Below are 15,866 nucleotides of genomic sequence, written 5' to 3'. Positions count from 1 at the left end.
TCAGATGAGGCCTACTCGATCATTACAACACGAGTTCACTGCGCCCAGTAGCAGCCATGTGGATAATCGCTTGTTCTATGCGTAAGCAGGCCATTTTTGCGGCGTCAGGAACGGATAACCCAGCTAATAGCTGCGCTGTAAGTTCTGCACCAAACAAATCACCCGTCCCTTTTGGTGTGACAGGGTAACGTTTGTGGCGGATCACTGCGACATCCCCTTTGGTGACACAAACGACCTCAATATTATCTTCATCGGGTTGGAAAGCACTGGTGATGATTACCCATTGTGTGTTCCCTTGCAATAAACTACGTGCAGCGGCTATTGCATCATCCAAGGTATCAACGTGTTTGCCACTTAAGGTCATGAGTTCGAATTTATTTGGAATAATCCCTGTCGCTAAAGGGATAACGTGATCACGATAAACTTCGGCAATTTCAGGGGGAATATAAAACCCGCTATCCTCATCGCCCATCACAGGGTCAACAATAACTGGCAGGTTTGGGAACGTTTCACGAACGCGAGCTAGCCAGTTAGCTAAGTCTTGTGCTTTCTCAGGTGAGCCCAGGTAGCCTGTTAAAATGGCTCTAACGGAATCTAAACTGCCGCGTTCAACAAAGCCGTTTAAATAGCCACGAAACCATTCACCGGGTAATTCGCCACCATAACAAGTGGCATAATGAGGGGTATTGCTAAGAACAACAGTTGGAACCGCCGCGACGCGCAACCCTTGTTTTGTCAGTGCAGGGACGGCGATGCTGTTACCGACACTGCCATAAATCACTTGTGATTGAATGGATACAACATCATAAGGTAATGGTGTTGAATCCACGGCATTTTGAAAACTGTTAGAGGTAAGACTAAAGGTGCTCATGACGCTCTCTTAGATGTATGTCAATCATATAGCTACTATAAGAAGCTTGTTCAACTAGGTTGTCAATGTTAAAGATCAAATAGCACGGTGATGTAGTAATGAGAGAAGAAAAAGTGGTGAAATTATAATTTTTCATCAAAAAATTTCGATGGGAAATTTACCACAAACGCTTGGTTATTCGCCTGCTAGTCATTAATTCAAGGGTTAATTAGCATATTAATGAATAATTATGCATATTTTTATTCAATACAAAATGTGTTTATATTCATTGACTTAATAAAAATGGCATGCTAAAAATAGTGTGTAATCAACTATCAACATGAGGGTTCGGAGTAAATTGGGTGGATGTCCGCCTGATGAAAAGAATAAGATATCATGCTTAGCTCAACTAGCGGCAAGATCAGCAAGTCCCAAAAAAGAACGACACATAGGCTTTTCCTTTCAGCTATCCTTTCCAGTGAACACTACTGGTGTGGTGCATTATAGCGTCTCTCTCGATTATTCATTTCGCTGAATAAATTCAGCATCGTATTGTTTTTATTTGAATTTTCAACAACTGCGTTAACGCTTTTTGTTTGCATGATCTGTACAAAAAACAGGCTATGACGCAGCTGTACATAGAGAGATATTATAATGATTTATTGGATATTTTTAATATTAGCTATCGTAACTGAAGTTATTGGTACCTTATCAATGAAGCACGCCAGTGTGAGCGGCGATTTCACTGGCATGGTGGTCATGTATGTGATGATAGCCACTTCTTACATTCTTCTCGCCATCGCAGTGAAAAAAGTTGCATTAGGTGTTGCCTACGCTCTTTGGGAAGGTATCGGTATTTTGTTCATTACCACTTTTAGTGTTATGTGGTTTGGTGAAACATTATCACCTATGAAAATAGGTGGGTTGGTATTATTGATCACTGGTATTGGCCTGATTAAATCAGGAACCAAAAAAGCGACAGTTCGTGGATCGGCTCAAAAAGTAAAACAGGCCACTCAACATGCGGTCAACGCAGCTAAATCAAGTGCCTTAGTTGGACGCGAAGCTAAGTCGGAGGCGTAATATGGCCAGTCATTTTGAATGGTGGCATGCAGCGTTTTTGATCTTAGCGGTGATATTGGAAATTATAGCGAATATCTTGTTAAAAATGTCGAATGGCTTTAAACGATATTGGCTAGGGATACTCTCGCTGTTGGCCGTACTTGGGGCATTTAGCTCTCTTGCACAAGCAGTAAAAGGTATCGAGCTATCCATCGCTTATGCGCTCTGGGGAGCTTTCGGGATCATCGCGACAGTAGCAGCAGGGTGGATACTGTTTAATCAACGCCTGAATTATAAAGGCTGGGGTGGAATAGTGTTACTGTTGTTAGGAATGGTGTTGATTAAGATGTCTTAATGCGCGTCATATTTTGTGTTGTAGCATTGTTGGCTGCTCTTGCTAACCCAAGTCACATACTATTGTATGCTCCTTGGGATTAGCGCGATTGCCGCTTAGCGACCCCACAAACTATTTAGCGCATGAATGTGTGTAAATGTATCGCTGTTCGCACGGCGGATCTAACAAAAAAGGGCTAACCAAAAATGGTAGCCCTTTTTTCTATGAAGAAATTGACTTAGTCAATTGCCGCAACAACTTTGATTTCAACCTTGTACTCGGGTTTCATCAACAGAGCTTGAACAGTGCAACGAACGGGGGCGCTACCTGCAACAACCCACGCGTCCCATGCTTGGTTCATACCCGCAAAATCGGCTTTATCCGCTAGGAAAATAGTGGCATCTAGAATTTTACTTTTATCAGAGCCGACACGCTCTAACATCACATCAATCGCGGCAAGTGTGTTAGCGGTTTGAGCGATAATATCGGCATCCAAATTTTCGGGAACACTGGTGTAATAAATCACATTATTGTGAATAACAGCTTCCGACCAACGATTATCGGGGTCAATACGTTTAATAGTCATAATTATTCCTTATTATTTATTCTGTTCAAGAATAACAGCTTGCGAGCGGGATGAAAATCGCTTGATCACTGAAACTACAATTAGAACAGCACAGAGCCATAACTCATGGTAAAGTGAGCGTCTTATTTTTGCTAATGAATAGGTTTCTGTAGTGCGCGACGACTTTTCCTCTGACGGCTTTTTGGCTAAAACAATTTCAGGCTTTCAACCTCGCGCTGCACAAGTGACAATGTCTAATGCAGTCACTGAAGCTATTGAACAACAACAGGTTTTAGTTGCAGAAGCAGGGACTGGAACAGGGAAAACGTACGCGTATTTAGTGCCTGCGCTAAGAAGTGGCAAAAAAGTGATTGTTTCTACGGGCTCAAAAGCACTGCAAGACCAACTTTATCATCGTGACCTGCCAACCATTATTAATGCCATGAATTACACTGGGCGTACGGCTTTACTTAAAGGGCGCTCGAACTACTTGTGTTTAGAACGATTAGACCAGCAATCATTAGGTGGCGGGAGTTTAGAACCTGAAATTCTATCAGCCGTTGTGCGATTACGCAGTTGGTCTATCGAATCTGAGCTAGGTGATACCAGTACTTGCCATGACATTGCAGAAGACAGCCCTGTATGGCCTTTAGTGACTAGCACCAATGATAACTGCCTTGGCAGTGACTGCCCGCGTTATCAAGAATGCTTTGTGTTAAAAGCGCGTCGTAAAGCCTTAGAGGCGGATGTTGTGGTCGTTAACCATCACCTGTTTATGGCTGATCGCGTTGTTAAAGACACAGGTTTTGGCGAGTTGATCCCAGAAGCTGAAGTAATGATTTTCGACGAAGCCCACCAAATTCCTGATATTGCTAGTCAATATTTTGGCCAGCAGCTGAGTAGCCGCCAATTACTCGACCTTGCTCGCGATATGATAATGGCCTATCGCACGGAACTAAAAGACCAGGTTCAACTGCAAAAAAGTGCCGATAGGCTTACACAGAGTACTTTAGATTTTCGTTTAAATCTGGGGGAAAACAGTTTCCGTGGAAATCTGCGTGATTTGTTAAAGTTAAATGAAGTCCAACGAGCTCTAACACTACTCGATGATTCCTTGGAACTTTGCTATGAAGTAATCAAAACCTCGCTAGGACGTTCCCAAAGTTTAGACTCTATCTTTGAACGTGTTACCGTTTATCGTAATCGTTTGAATCGATTAAAAGATGTCACAATTCCAGGTTACAGTTATTGGTTTGAAAGTTATGGGCGTCACTTTTTATTGGCGTTAACGCCACTTACCGTTGCAGATAAATTCAGCGAAATGATAGCGGGTACGCCAGCGAGCTGGGTATTTACCTCTGCCACGCTGTCTGTGAATGAAAAATTGAGCCACTTTACTGACCGTTTAGGGCTCACTAAAGCGAAAACGTTGTTGTTAGCCAGCCCCTTTGATTACGAAAGCCAAACGATGTTGTGTGTCCCGCGTTTTTTACCTGAACCAAATCAACGGGGAATTGCACAGAAACTAGCAACAATGTTGCGGCCACTTATCGAGAAAAATCAGGGGCGCTGTTTTTTCCTCTGTACGTCTCACTTAATGATGCGAGAGCTGGCTGAGGAATTTAAAGCCTCGTTGACTTTGCCCGTTATGGTGCAAGGCGAGAGCAGTAAAAACAAACTACTTGCACAGTTTATTGCGGCAGGCAATGCAGTCTTAGTCGCAACGAGTAGCTTCTGGGAAGGTGTCGATGTGCGCGGCGATGAGTTAACCTGTGTGATTATCGATAAACTGCCTTTTACTGCGCCTGATGACCCACTTTTAAGAGCTCGTATTGAGGATTGTGAGCTAAGAGGTGGTGATCCGTTTGCGGATGTGCAGTTACCAGATGCGGTGATCACGTTAAAACAAGGGGTGGGACGTTTAATTCGTGATACCAGTGACTACGGTGTGATAGTGATTTGTGATAATCGCTTAGTAATGCGCCCTTATGGTGAAGTGTTTTTGCGTAGCTTACCGCCTTCGCCACGAACACGCAGTCTAACCAAAGCGATAAATTTTTTAGCAGAAAAAAGCGCGCTAGCAGCCGAGAAATAACTGTGTTTTTCTGCGATCCTATCGGCGGTTTATGCTACTATAAGCCGCATCTTTCAATTGAAATCTGTTAATTTGCCGGAGTTTAGGCATGTCGAGTCGTATTCTTGCTGTCGATACAGCAACTGAAGCCTGTTCCGTCGCACTATTATGTGGTGACGATATTATCTCACGTTTTGCTATTTCGCCTCGTGAACACACGCAAAAAGTTTTACCAATGGTAGAAGAAGTGTTAACTGAAGCGGGAGTCACTCTTAATCAACTGGATGCGTTAGCTTTTGGTCGCGGGCCAGGAAGTTTTACTGGAGTACGTATTGGGGTAGGTATCGCTCAAGGCTTAGCATTAGGGGCTGATTTACCAATGATTGGCGTGTCATCATTGATGGCGTTGGCGCAAGGTGTATTCCGCACAACCCGTCAATCAAACGTGCTGGTGGCGATAGATGCCCGTATGTCTGAAATCTATTGCGCGCAATATTCACGTACTGCTGAAGGTGTTTGGCAAGGCGAAGAAACGGAAGCTGTCTTATTACCTGATGATTTTAAACGTAAGTTTGCAGGTATTTCAGGGCAATGGAGTTATGCAGGCACAGGCTGGGATGCATATCCATCCTTACTCAGTGGTGATGAACCCATTAAGAACAGCCAAATAACATTGCCTGATGCTCAAGACATGTTACCGATTGCAGCACAATTATGGCTTCAAGGTAAAACTATTGCGGTTGAAAATGTGGAACCGACCTATTTGCGTAATGAAGTGACGTGGAAAAAACTGCCAGGTCGTGAATGAGTCTAACAACGACATGATCAAAATAATAGGCTATTTTTTAACAGATAGCCTTTTTTAATGCATAAAAAACACATCGAATCATTCATAAAGATAGGTTATGATTAATAAGTATCCTATTTATATCTATCCAATTTAACATATCGTGTCTTCTTTGCTACAGACTATTTTAAACCGTATGACCTGAATTTATACTGTTGCTAATCGGAGGTAGTCTATGAACATTGAATTGAACTGCCGTAATGTACTGAAAGGCCTTTTTGTTGCCAGTGTATTAACACTAACTGGGTGCGTTTCTATACCTGCATCAATCCAAGGGTCAGTTCAAAACCCCGCTGATAGCTTAACATCCATTCAAAATGCCCCTGAAATGTATATTGGTCAGGAAGCACGCTTTGGCGGTAAAGTCCTCGCAGTAGCGAATGAGCCTACACGGACACGTTTAGAAATTGCGGTGATGGCACTGAGCAAATACGATGCAGCACCAGAACTCAATGCGCCGTCAGTTGGGCGTATCTATGCCTATATTAACGGTTTTCGTGAGCCAAGTGACTTTACGAACCGCTATGTCACTGTTGTTGGGAAAGTGACGGGAGAACAGCAAGGGAAAGTTGGGCAAGTTCCTTATAAATATGTCACCCTTGATGTTACAGGTTTTCAACGCTGGAATGTCGCGCAAAGTGTGATGATCCCGCCATCAGGCCCATGGGGTTATGGTTATTATGGCGATCCGTACTACTATAACCACCCATGGGGTTATGGTTACGGCTACCCAGGTGGCCCCGCACAAGTCCATACTTATCTCACTGAATAACCAAGTTATTCCCAAAGCTGGCATAGGGGTACAATATGCCAGCTTAATTCCCCCTTCAGGAAAAATAATAATAACGATGTGATAAATATAGTTGTTATTGTTGGCATTTCAGGTTTTCTCTTCAATAATGCACTTTATCTGTGGGAGAAAGATCTGTGTGTCCGCGGGAGAGAAAATGCAAAAAGTCTTCGTTGCTGGCGCAACAGGGTACTTAGGCCAGTACCTTGTTTGTGAATTGAAGCGCCAAGGGTATTGGGTTAGAGCATTAGTGAGAAATACAGGTCAGGTAAATTTAGTGGCGGCAGCGGATGATATCGTTGTAGGTCAAGTGACTGAGCCGACAACATAATGCATGATCCCTTTCGTTTATTATTTGTTTGGTGTTATCTATCGATTAGCATTAGATATAAATACGTAAAAAGTGATTCAAATAATATTTTATTCCTTATTCACCTATAATTCTGCGCTTACAAGCTGAATTGATTGCAGAATTTTCTGAACACACCTCCAAAATTTGCCAATATCAGTGTATAATTAGGCATAACTTATGCAGATTTACATCTGATTAACGAAATTTAAGAAAGCAGGGCGGCGTATGTCGCCTTGTTTTTTCTTGAAGGAACAAAATTTATTTAGTGATAGACCTCTCAACCTTGACATTGTCTGTTTTTCAAACTGGTACAATGAGTTAATAATTTGTTAAAGGAGATGTTGGGTATAATAACTTCACTAAATTTAGGAGCAACATTTTGGAAAAAATCTGGCTAAAAAATTACCCTGCTGATGTGCCGGAAGAAATCAATCCTGATCGCTTCGCTTCTTTAGCAGAGTTACTGGAAAACGCAGTTTCCCAATATGCCGATCAGCCTGCATTCATTAATATGGGGGCAGTGATGACGTATCGGAAATTAGAAGAAAGAAGCCGCGCTTTTGCTGCCTACTTACAAAATGGGCTTGGTCTTAAAAAGGGTGACCGCGTTGCCTTAATGATGCCTAACTTATTACAATACCCAATTGCTTTATTTGGAATATTGCGTGCGGGTATGGTTGTTGTGAATGTTAATCCACTCTATACCCCTAGGGAGTTAGAACACCAGCTTAATGATAGCGGCACAACTGCGATTGTGATTGTCTCTAACTTCGCCTCTACTCTTGAAAAGATCGTTTATAACACCAAAGTTAAACACGTGATTTTAACCCGTATGGGGGATCAACTTTCACGGCCGAAAGCGACGATTGTGGATTTTGTCGTTAAATATGTAAAACGCTTAGTACCAAAATACAATTTACCCGATGCCATCTCGTTCCGTCGTGCTATGCATTACGGTTATCGGATGCAATATATTAAACCCAATATTGCAGGCAGTGATTTAGCCTTCTTGCAATATACTGGGGGAACTACAGGGGTGGCTAAAGGGGCGATGCTAACTCATCGCAATATGTTAGCAAATCTAGAACAAGCAAGAGCGGCGTATGGTCCTGTATTGAAATTTGGTGCGGAATTCGTGGTGACTGCATTACCGCTGTACCATGTTTTTGCTCTTACAGTAAATTGCTTGCTTTTCATCAATGTGGGTGGAGTTAATTTATTAATCACCAATCCGCGGGACGTACCTGATACAGTCAAACAGCTTGGTCGTTATCCCATCACATCAATTACTGGGGTTAATACACTCTTTAATGCTTGGATCCATAATGAAGAGTTTCAAAAGTTGGACTTCTCGCGCTTAAGATTATCGGTCGGCGGTGGAATGCCAGTGCAAAAGGCTGTGGCTGAAAAATGGCAAAAGCTGACAGGTAAACATCTTCTTGAAGGTTATGGCTTAACAGAATGTTCTCCGCTAGTTACGGGGAATCCATATAATCTCACGGCATATAGTGGTAGTATTGGCTTACCCGTTCCATCCACGGATGTGAAATTTCTTAATGATGAAGGTCAAGAGGTTCCGCTGGGTGAGCCTGGCGAAATGTGGGTAAAAGGCCCTCAGGTGATGAAAGGTTATTGGAATCGTCCTGACTCTACCGCTGAGGCGATAATTGATGGCTGGATAGCCACGGGCGACATCGCAGAAATGGATAGTGAAGGTTATATCCGCATTGTTGATCGTAAAAAAGATATGATCATCGTGTCGGGTTTTAATGTTTATCCAAATGAAATTGAAGATGTTATTGCAACTCACCCTGACGTCATTGAATGTGCGGCGATTGGCGTACCAAGTGAAAGCACAGGGGAAGCAGTGAAAGTTTTCGTTGTCACGAAAAATGCGAATTTGACGGGGGATGAACTAAAAACATTTTGCCGTCGTTCATTAACGGCGTATAAAGTCCCTAAAATATTTGAGTTTCGTGATGAATTGCCTAAATCAAACGTTGGGAAAATTCTCCGTAAAGATTTGCGCGATGAAGAAAAATTGAAAAGAAATAAGTCACCTGCTTAAAAGTGATTTAGAATGTATAAACATAACGAATAGATGACGCCGGTTTATACCGGCGTCTCTGTAATGAAAATAGAAAAAGAGAAACTTGTTTTGAATTATCGTTTAGTGACCACAGATAGCGAACTAGCCCAAATATGCCAAGACGCCAGTGATGCACCCTGGCTTGCATTGGATACCGAGTTTGTTCGTACAAGAACATATTATCCTCAATTAGGTTTGCTACAGTTGTATGATGGGAAGCAAGTTTCATTGATTGACCCACTCTCAATATCTGATTTCAGCCCTTTTAAAGCGCTGTTAACGGATCCAAATCAGCTTAAATTCTTGCACGCAGGGAGTGAAGACCTTGAAGTGTTTATGCATGATTTTGACTGCGTACCCGAACCGATGATTGATACCCAAGTGGTTGCAGCTTTTCTGGGCTATCCAATTTCATGTGGGTTTGCTTCATTGGTCGCAGAACATCTTGGCATTGAGCTGGACAAAAGTGAATCACGGACAGATTGGTTAGCGCGGCCGCTAAGTGAGAAACAATGTGACTATGCAACCGCGGATGTGCTGTATTTACTGCCATTAGCTGAAATTCTTATGCAGAAGGTCACGGAGTCAGGGTATTTAGAAGATGCTAAAGACGAATGCCAGCGTGTGGTTGCCCGTCGCCAAAAACTGCTGAAACCCGAAAGAGCCTACTTAAATATTCACAATGCGTGCCAGTTACGTGATGAGCAACTGGCATGCTTGCAATTACTTGCCGATTGGCGTTTGAACCAAGCTAAAGCACGGGATATGGCGATTAATTTTGTCGTAAAAGAAGAACATCTGTGGAAAGTTGCACGTTTCCTACCAACCACTCTTGGCGAGCTAGATAGCCTTGGTTTGACGGGACAAGAGATTCGTTGTCACGGTAAGCGTTTGCTAAGCATAGTTGAGCAAGCTAAGAAGCTTGATCCAAGCCTATACCCAGCACCAGTGGCGAATATTACCGAACAAAGCCAATATAAAAATGTCTTTAAAGAAATTAAAGCAGTGGTTAAAGATATCGCTGAAAATGAAAAGTTTAATGCAGAGCTATTAGCATCGAGGCGACAAATAAATCAGCTACTATCTATTCACTGGGGAATTAAATCTTCCTCCACGCCACCTGAATTATTGACAGGCTGGCGCGGTCGATTACTGGCAGAGCCCATAGCTAAATTACTAGCAAGCGTATAGCGTATCAAGGTACAAGAAGGGCGCTTCTTGTACCTAATCATTAGAATAACCAAGTCTGTTTTACTCAACTTTATTTTTATGTTTATTATTCCTCAATGAGCTTGTAAAAACACCACCGCATTTACTCATAAATATAATCATTCCATTTTCATCTAATAATTGTAATTACTCTTAAAAATTCAATTAACACTTTATTTAAGCCTCAACAAATAAAGTTACGCGTTGTAGGACTATTGATTAACCCACTAAAAATAAAAAGATTATTTTGCTTTATGGTCTAATAATATAATTTTGAATTATATCCCCCGCATTTGTAAATGAAAATCATTTTCATATACTGAATCTCGAATATTAAAGGAAAGAATAATCTTTTATTTAATGTGTTTTTTAACCGCGTTATTTAATTCACACTTCAGTTGAAAAAGGATTCACAAATGAAGAAATTATCATTAATTACCGCCGCTGTATCTTTCTCTGTATTTTCTGTTGGTGTTATGGCTGAAACGGTATCAAATCAGAGTTTAGATTATGAAGATGGCCTAACAAATATTATTGTCGATAAAACTCAATCAACTATGGGGCCTCATGCTGGCAGTATTGGCGCACCGGGTATCGGTTCTCGCTTTATGAGAGAAGGCAAAACAATTTCATTTTCAGGCTTAAAAAACTTAGTAACGCAAAAGCCAGACAACGTTTATATTTTGGAAAGCGGCGGTAGCCCACATGGCGGAATGGGCAAATTCCAATTTAGCCAGGTTGCAGATGCCGAGGTATATTTTGGTGACTGGTCACAAACTGGTTTAGCGGATGATGCAATGCACACGGTTTATTTCTCCGGTGCGAATGCAACAACAGAAGTCCCAACCAGTGGCCAAGCGACTTATACCATAGCAGGTGTTAACCAGTTTGCGGGTGAAGCAAAACAGACAGGTTGGTTTAATGCTAATTTTGCGGATAAGTCATATACAGGTGCATTAGAAGGAACGAATAACCACTCCATGATGGGGGCCATTGAAGAAGATGGTAAATTTAGCGGTACTGCCATTGCCAATGAAACACATCATGGTAACAGCATGGGACAATTCTTTGGTGATAATGCAGAACAAGTGGCCGGTATTCTTTATTATGAAAACAATCGTGAGTTAGACACGGCGTTCGGTGGCCAGAAAGATTAATAATTACTGAAAAGATAATTGGATAAAAAAGTAGGCAAAAGTAATTTTGTCTACTTTTTATTTTATCGAAAAAATGGTGATTTCTTTATGTTAGCTTTTAATAAAAAAATATTTTCAATATGTATTATTTTATTGTTGCTCATTTTTCAACTTACTGCATTTGCAGAGCCAAAATTGAAAGAGGAACTTATTGATATTTTAAATAGTTATAATAATAAAGAATATAAATTAGGAATAAATAATGTGAAAAATAGCAAAAAAAGCATCGACGAACTTGGTTTTATTCTTTATGATCTGGTTCATAAACACGAATTCGAAAAAATAGATGCTATTATCAATGGTTATATTAGTCATCAAAAACATGACAAAGAACTAGTAAAGTATATTTATTCTGAAAAGGCAATTTCAAAGAAAAAATATAGTGATGCTATTAAGCTATATAATGAAATCTTGGCTCGGAAACCTAATATGTTGCTAGTTGAATTAAAGCTCGCACGAGCATTGCTTTATGTTAAACATTATGAGTCGGCACTATCTTTATACCAAGGCGTACAAAATAAATACGGGGATAAAATATCAGGAAAACTCGCGGGTTATATTAATCGTCAAATAATAAATTTAAAAAATAAAAATCATTGGCAAGGCACTATTAAATTTGGTTCGAGTTATGATTTTAATTTAAATGAAGCATCAAACAGCCGAGAAATACACTGTTTTCATGGTAAGTGTATGAATAGTACCAATCAATCTATCGCTGGTGGAAAATGGCATTATTATATTAAATCAGCAAAGCGTTTTCCTCTCGTGGGTAACCATTCAGGGCTATTATCATTGGGCGCCGTTGGGGTAGAACCGATGAAAACAGTCACGGTTAGAAAAATGAATATATTTGTTAGCGGGGGTTATCAATATGAGGACGCTAACGCCAAAGTCCGTATACAGCCTACAGTTGAGGCGAAGTGGCATGATAACCAATATTATAATTTAAGCCTAGGGGGGAAAATAGCGACAGAGTATACGCTAAATCACCAGGTGAGCTTTTTAGGTGATATCGATTATAAAAATAAAACTTACCCTCACGAGTATAGTTTCAATGATGGTGATAAATGGGTTTATTCAATTGTTGGTACCTATTTAATCAACCCTCGGCTAATCGCTTTTGGGGGCATTCATGGCGCCAATAGGGAAAAACAACGCAATAGTGATAGCTATTCACAGTATGGGGTCAGAGTTGGTTTTTTAAAAGTCACTGAATTGTGTGATTTACTTGTTGTGCTAGGTTACAAGCAAACAAATTTCAAACAGTTTGATGCATTTTTAAATGTAAAAAGAAAAGACCACAATGGATATTTAAATACCCAAATGACCTTTGATAATAACAAAGTATTAAGTTTTACGCCTTCAGTTTATTTCAATAGCCAAGTGAATAAAAGTAAGGCGGATATTATTTATTCTTTTAAGCAAAGTGAAGTCGGTGTCAATTTCACCAAGAAATTTTAATTTTCACCGGAACAAATAATGAAAATAAAAACTGTGATAGCCATTAATATCGCGACAGGGTTATCTATTGGTAGTATTACACACTTAGTCTATGCACAACAAAGCGAAAACATCGGCTCTATTGTGGTAAATGATAAAGCGACCACTATCAAAGAGCGTGATAGAAAAGGGGCGGATGACCAATATGATAAAGACGAATCGAATATTTACATCAGTAAAGAAGAAATCGAACGCTATAAAGGCACCAACCCTGCAGATACCATAAACCATGCGGTAGGGGTGTACAGCGGTGATGCCCGTAATAGCGGGGCAATAGACCCCAATGTACGAGGGGTACAGGGGCAAGGGCGCGTCCCGGTAACTGTCGATGGCACAGAACAGGCTATCACTGTGTGGCGTGGCTACAACGGGGCGAATAACCGTAATTATATCGACCCAAATATGATTAGCAGCATTAAGGTCATGAAAAGCGCAACGCTAGACCGCGATGTGCGTACCTCTACAGGTGGTGGGGTGGCGATAACGACCCTAGGCATTGATGATGTTGTGGATAAATATGAGAAGTTTGGTTTTGATATTAAATTAGAGACATCGAGTAACTCCACAAAACCGAGGGTTAATCATTTAAACCACGGTATAGACTATCGCGATGATAAGCGACTATTGAGTACGCTAGACATGCAGAAGTTTCGTGGAATTTATTTTCAAGATCACGAAATGCTTGTTGATGCTCGTAGTAAAGGTAATGCCAATTTCTTTAATCTGCAAGATAACGCAGCGCGCATTGCCATTGGGACACGGCAAGAAAAGTTTGATTTGATGTTGGCGTACAGCTACCGCAACCAAGGTAACTATTTTGCTGGGCGCCGTGGGGCGGATAAATTTTATGATGATATTATTACCTATGACCCTAATAACACAAATAAGGCGATAGACCCATATATACCCTTTGTCGCTAGGATTTACGGGCCAAATACAGAGGTGGCGAATACATCAAATGAAATGTCGACATGGCTGGCTAAATTAAATTTGATGCTACCTTATGCACAAGACCTCTCCCTTGGTTATATGCATACGTCAAGCCATTATGGCGAAATCATGCCATCGCAAATTCGTTATCATGATTTAGAAGGGAAAATTCCGCAATGGCCTTTAGCTAACTTGGCGTTAAATACTTTTTACGCCAATTATTCGTTCAAACCCGAGTCCATTGGTTGGGTTGATTTCCGATTAGGTTATTGGTTGACAAAAACTAATTTAAACACAAATACCGCAGGTGGCCAGCCTAGGGAACCAATGGAAAGGGATTGGAATTATGAATTTGGTCGAGATAAAAATGTGGCTAAAAATCCTGCTATCAATGGCACCTTAGTTGATGGGATTAAATTAAACCAACTTAACGATCGCTATGGTGTTTCATTATCCAATAAATTTCAAATTACACCTGAATTTAAAGTGACTTTAATGGGAAGCTTAATTGATGAAACCATTGGTAGCCGTGAAGATATTTTTAATTCGGATTCTAGCCCAAAGGGTAATATGTTCCGTGCTATCCCTAGGGAAGGTAAGCGTCGGGAATATAATGGTATTATTCGGTTGGATTGGCAGCCTACTGATTGGTTAAGCCTGAATGCGGGGGCTCAATATATTAGTTACTGGTCAAGAGATTTATTAAAAGAGAGGCGCATCGCAGCTAAAGATGTAAATTATGCCCCCTATAGCCATATAACGGCGCGAAATTTTCGACTATCTCGTTTATTAAGTGAACAAGAGTACCAAACAGTACAACAGTATGTTGATGACAAAGGGAACACATTTAAAGATGTAAAAGGAAGATCTTATGATCGGCGAATTTTTATCGAAAAAGCACTAAAAATGAAAGCGAATTCATTAGAGAATGCTGGCTGTCGAAAGGATATAAATAGAAAAAAATCTGAGTTTAGAATTACAGAAAGAAACAATATAGTAAAATGGAAGGTGGATGAAAATAACCGGTTTATACGAAAAAATAACCCATTCTATAATAGCGAGATTGATTTAAAAGAAGAAATAATCGACCCCGTAACAGGCTTAAAAGCAAAAAAATACCGGACAACAGATATTATTAATAAAGGGTATGATGAATTGAGGTTTACAGACGAGCAAAAATTTAAAGTGCCGAAAAGAAATGAAGAATCAGCTTGGGCTCCGGCGTTAGGGGCCACAATTTACCTAACAGAGAACGACCGAATATTTGGGCGTTATTTAGAAACCGTTAGGATGCCAAGTATATTTGAAGACACGATTGGTTTTTCTGGAGGAAGAGAGCCGAATTACACGCCACCGGTTTATTTGCCAGAACGCAGCCATACGATAGAACTAGGGTATGTGCGTAATTTCCAAGATCTCGTTGCGGCAGAAAACCATGCCGACTTACGCATAAATTACTATAACACGGTTGTCACAAATGCATTTGATAGGAACTACAGGTTAGTCTTTACGCAGGTTGATAAACATAACACGGCTGGTCTGGAATTATTAGCGCGTTATGATAATGGCTGGGTATTTGGTGACTTAGGGGTAGATTACCGCTTAAAAAATGAAGTTTGCGATGAAGTCTCACTGGTAGCAATGGACCCCTATAACAAATTTGGTGGCCCAGAGTGTACAACAGCAGGGTTCCCCGGCGGCTATTTGCGTACTCAATTGCAACCTAAATATAGCATCCATGCCAACCTAGGTTTACGCTTCTTAGATGAACGTTTAGAAGTGGGTAGCCGTATGCGATATCACAGCAAAGCAAAAAATGAGGATGAAGCGGAAATGATAGATAAATATCCATACTCATATGCGCCATTAAACAATGACCCGATGAGTTGGAATGCTGTTTTTACCGCTGATGCTTATGTGAATTATCAGTTTAATAAAGACCTATCCCTTGAATTATTAGCCACAAATTTATTTGATGAATATTACATTGACCCATTAACCCGCAGTATGATGCCGGCCCCAGGTAGAACGATACGCTTCAATGTAGCTAGTCGCTTCTAAAAGGGAT

General features: G+C 40.7%; 13 protein-coding genes. 11 read left to right on the top strand and 2 right to left on the bottom strand.

The window, feature by feature from the left end; all coding sequences use genetic code 11:
- Positions 1–22 precede the first annotated feature (22 nt).
- Complete coding sequence (pdxK, locus tag PR808_RS00945) at positions 23–871, bottom strand: pyridoxine/pyridoxal/pyridoxamine kinase (protein ID WP_272538472.1); 849 nt, start codon at positions 869–871, stop codon at positions 23–25.
- Between the two features lie 633 nt (positions 872–1,504).
- On the opposite strand from pdxK, the gene mdtJ reads away from it, so the two are divergent.
- Together mdtJ and mdtI are read left to right on the top strand one after the other, a co-directional pair.
- The gene (mdtJ, locus tag PR808_RS00940; RefSeq protein WP_206084191.1) at positions 1,505–1,933 is read left to right on the top strand and encodes a multidrug/spermidine efflux SMR transporter subunit MdtJ; all 429 of its coding nucleotides are present in this window, start codon (positions 1,505–1,507) and stop codon (positions 1,931–1,933) included.
- Between the two features lies 1 nt (position 1,934).
- Positions 1,935–2,267: a multidrug/spermidine efflux SMR transporter subunit MdtI gene (mdtI, locus tag PR808_RS00935; RefSeq protein ID WP_206084192.1), complete on the top strand. Its 333-nt coding sequence runs from the start codon at positions 1,935–1,937 to the stop codon at positions 2,265–2,267.
- 217 nt (positions 2,268–2,484) lie between these two features.
- Here the strand turns inward: mdtI and PR808_RS00930 are convergent, their stop codons facing one another.
- Positions 2,485–2,832 (bottom strand): RidA family protein, encoded by a 348-nt coding sequence (locus PR808_RS00930; RefSeq protein ID WP_206084193.1) that lies wholly within the window; start codon positions 2,830–2,832, stop codon positions 2,485–2,487.
- 151 nt (positions 2,833–2,983) lie between these two features.
- Between PR808_RS00930 and PR808_RS00925 the strand changes: the two genes are divergently transcribed.
- The 9 genes from PR808_RS00925 to PR808_RS00885 all read left to right on the top strand — a co-directional run bounded on the left by PR808_RS00925 (position 2,984) and on the right by PR808_RS00885 (position 15,859).
- Positions 2,984–4,906 (top strand): ATP-dependent DNA helicase, encoded by a 1,923-nt coding sequence (locus PR808_RS00925; protein ID WP_272538471.1) that lies wholly within the window; start codon positions 2,984–2,986, stop codon positions 4,904–4,906.
- Between the two features lie 88 nt (positions 4,907–4,994).
- On the top strand, positions 4,995–5,693 hold the full coding sequence (gene tsaB, locus PR808_RS00920) for a tRNA (adenosine(37)-N6)-threonylcarbamoyltransferase complex dimerization subunit type 1 TsaB (RefSeq protein ID WP_272538470.1): 699 nt from the start codon (positions 4,995–4,997) through the stop codon (positions 5,691–5,693).
- Between the two features lie 214 nt (positions 5,694–5,907).
- Positions 5,908–6,504 carry a Slp family lipoprotein gene (locus PR808_RS00915; protein WP_206084196.1) on the top strand — a complete coding sequence of 199 codons (597 nt, stop codon included), beginning with the start codon at positions 5,908–5,910 and terminating at the stop codon, positions 6,502–6,504.
- Positions 6,505–6,679: 175 nt separating this feature from the next.
- Positions 6,680–6,853 carry an NmrA family NAD(P)-binding protein gene (locus tag PR808_RS00910; protein ID WP_206084197.1) on the top strand — a complete coding sequence of 58 codons (174 nt, stop codon included), beginning with the start codon at positions 6,680–6,682 and terminating at the stop codon, positions 6,851–6,853.
- 400 nt (positions 6,854–7,253) lie between these two features.
- Positions 7,254–8,942: a long-chain-fatty-acid--CoA ligase FadD gene (gene fadD, locus PR808_RS00905; protein WP_206084198.1), complete on the top strand. Its 1,689-nt coding sequence runs from the start codon at positions 7,254–7,256 to the stop codon at positions 8,940–8,942.
- A gap of 90 nt (positions 8,943–9,032) precedes the next feature.
- Positions 9,033–10,154 (top strand): ribonuclease D, encoded by a 1,122-nt coding sequence (rnd, locus tag PR808_RS00900; RefSeq protein WP_272538519.1) that lies wholly within the window; start codon positions 9,033–9,035, stop codon positions 10,152–10,154.
- A 434-nt stretch (positions 10,155–10,588) separates the two neighbouring features.
- Positions 10,589–11,329, top strand: coding sequence for a Slam-dependent surface lipoprotein (locus PR808_RS00895; RefSeq protein WP_272538469.1), 741 nt, complete (start codon positions 10,589–10,591; stop codon positions 11,327–11,329).
- Between the two features lie 18 nt (positions 11,330–11,347).
- Entirely contained in the window at positions 11,348–12,829 is a 1,482-nt protein-coding gene (locus PR808_RS00890; RefSeq protein WP_272538468.1) for a porin family protein, read from the top strand.
- Between the two features lie 18 nt (positions 12,830–12,847).
- A complete protein-coding gene (locus PR808_RS00885; RefSeq protein ID WP_272538467.1) occupies positions 12,848–15,859 on the top strand; it encodes a TonB-dependent receptor domain-containing protein in 3,012 nt (1,003 codons plus the stop codon).
- The last annotated feature ends 7 nt before the right edge of the window (positions 15,860–15,866 follow it).

Origin of the sequence: Providencia sp. PROV197 (assembly GCF_028479625.1) — a bacterium.
GTDB lineage: Bacteria > Pseudomonadota > Gammaproteobacteria > Enterobacterales > Enterobacteriaceae > Providencia > Providencia vermicola.
The sequence above is the reverse complement of the archived record's forward strand: the minus strand, read 5'-3'. Positions and strand labels throughout refer to the sequence as shown.

What these genes read in the sequence shown, in the direction of transcription:
- pdxK (WP_272538472.1), bottom strand. Translation starts at nt 871, where the DNA reads ATGAGCACCTTTAGTCTTACCTCTAACAGTTTTCAAAATGCCGTGGAT.
- mdtJ (WP_206084191.1), top strand. Translation starts at nt 1,505, where the DNA reads ATGATTTATTGGATATTTTTAATATTAGCTATCGTAACTGAAGTTATT.
- mdtI (WP_206084192.1), top strand. Translation starts at nt 1,935, where the DNA reads ATGGCCAGTCATTTTGAATGGTGGCATGCAGCGTTTTTGATCTTAGCG.
- PR808_RS00930 (WP_206084193.1), bottom strand. Translation starts at nt 2,832, where the DNA reads ATGACTATTAAACGTATTGACCCCGATAATCGTTGGTCGGAAGCTGTT.
- tsaB (WP_272538470.1), top strand. Translation starts at nt 4,995, where the DNA reads ATGTCGAGTCGTATTCTTGCTGTCGATACAGCAACTGAAGCCTGTTCC.
- PR808_RS00915 (WP_206084196.1), top strand. Translation starts at nt 5,908, where the DNA reads ATGAACATTGAATTGAACTGCCGTAATGTACTGAAAGGCCTTTTTGTT.
- PR808_RS00910 (WP_206084197.1), top strand. Translation starts at nt 6,680, where the DNA reads ATGCAAAAAGTCTTCGTTGCTGGCGCAACAGGGTACTTAGGCCAGTAC.
- PR808_RS00895 (WP_272538469.1), top strand. Translation starts at nt 10,589, where the DNA reads ATGAAGAAATTATCATTAATTACCGCCGCTGTATCTTTCTCTGTATTT.
- PR808_RS00885 (WP_272538467.1), top strand. Translation starts at nt 12,848, where the DNA reads ATGAAAATAAAAACTGTGATAGCCATTAATATCGCGACAGGGTTATCT.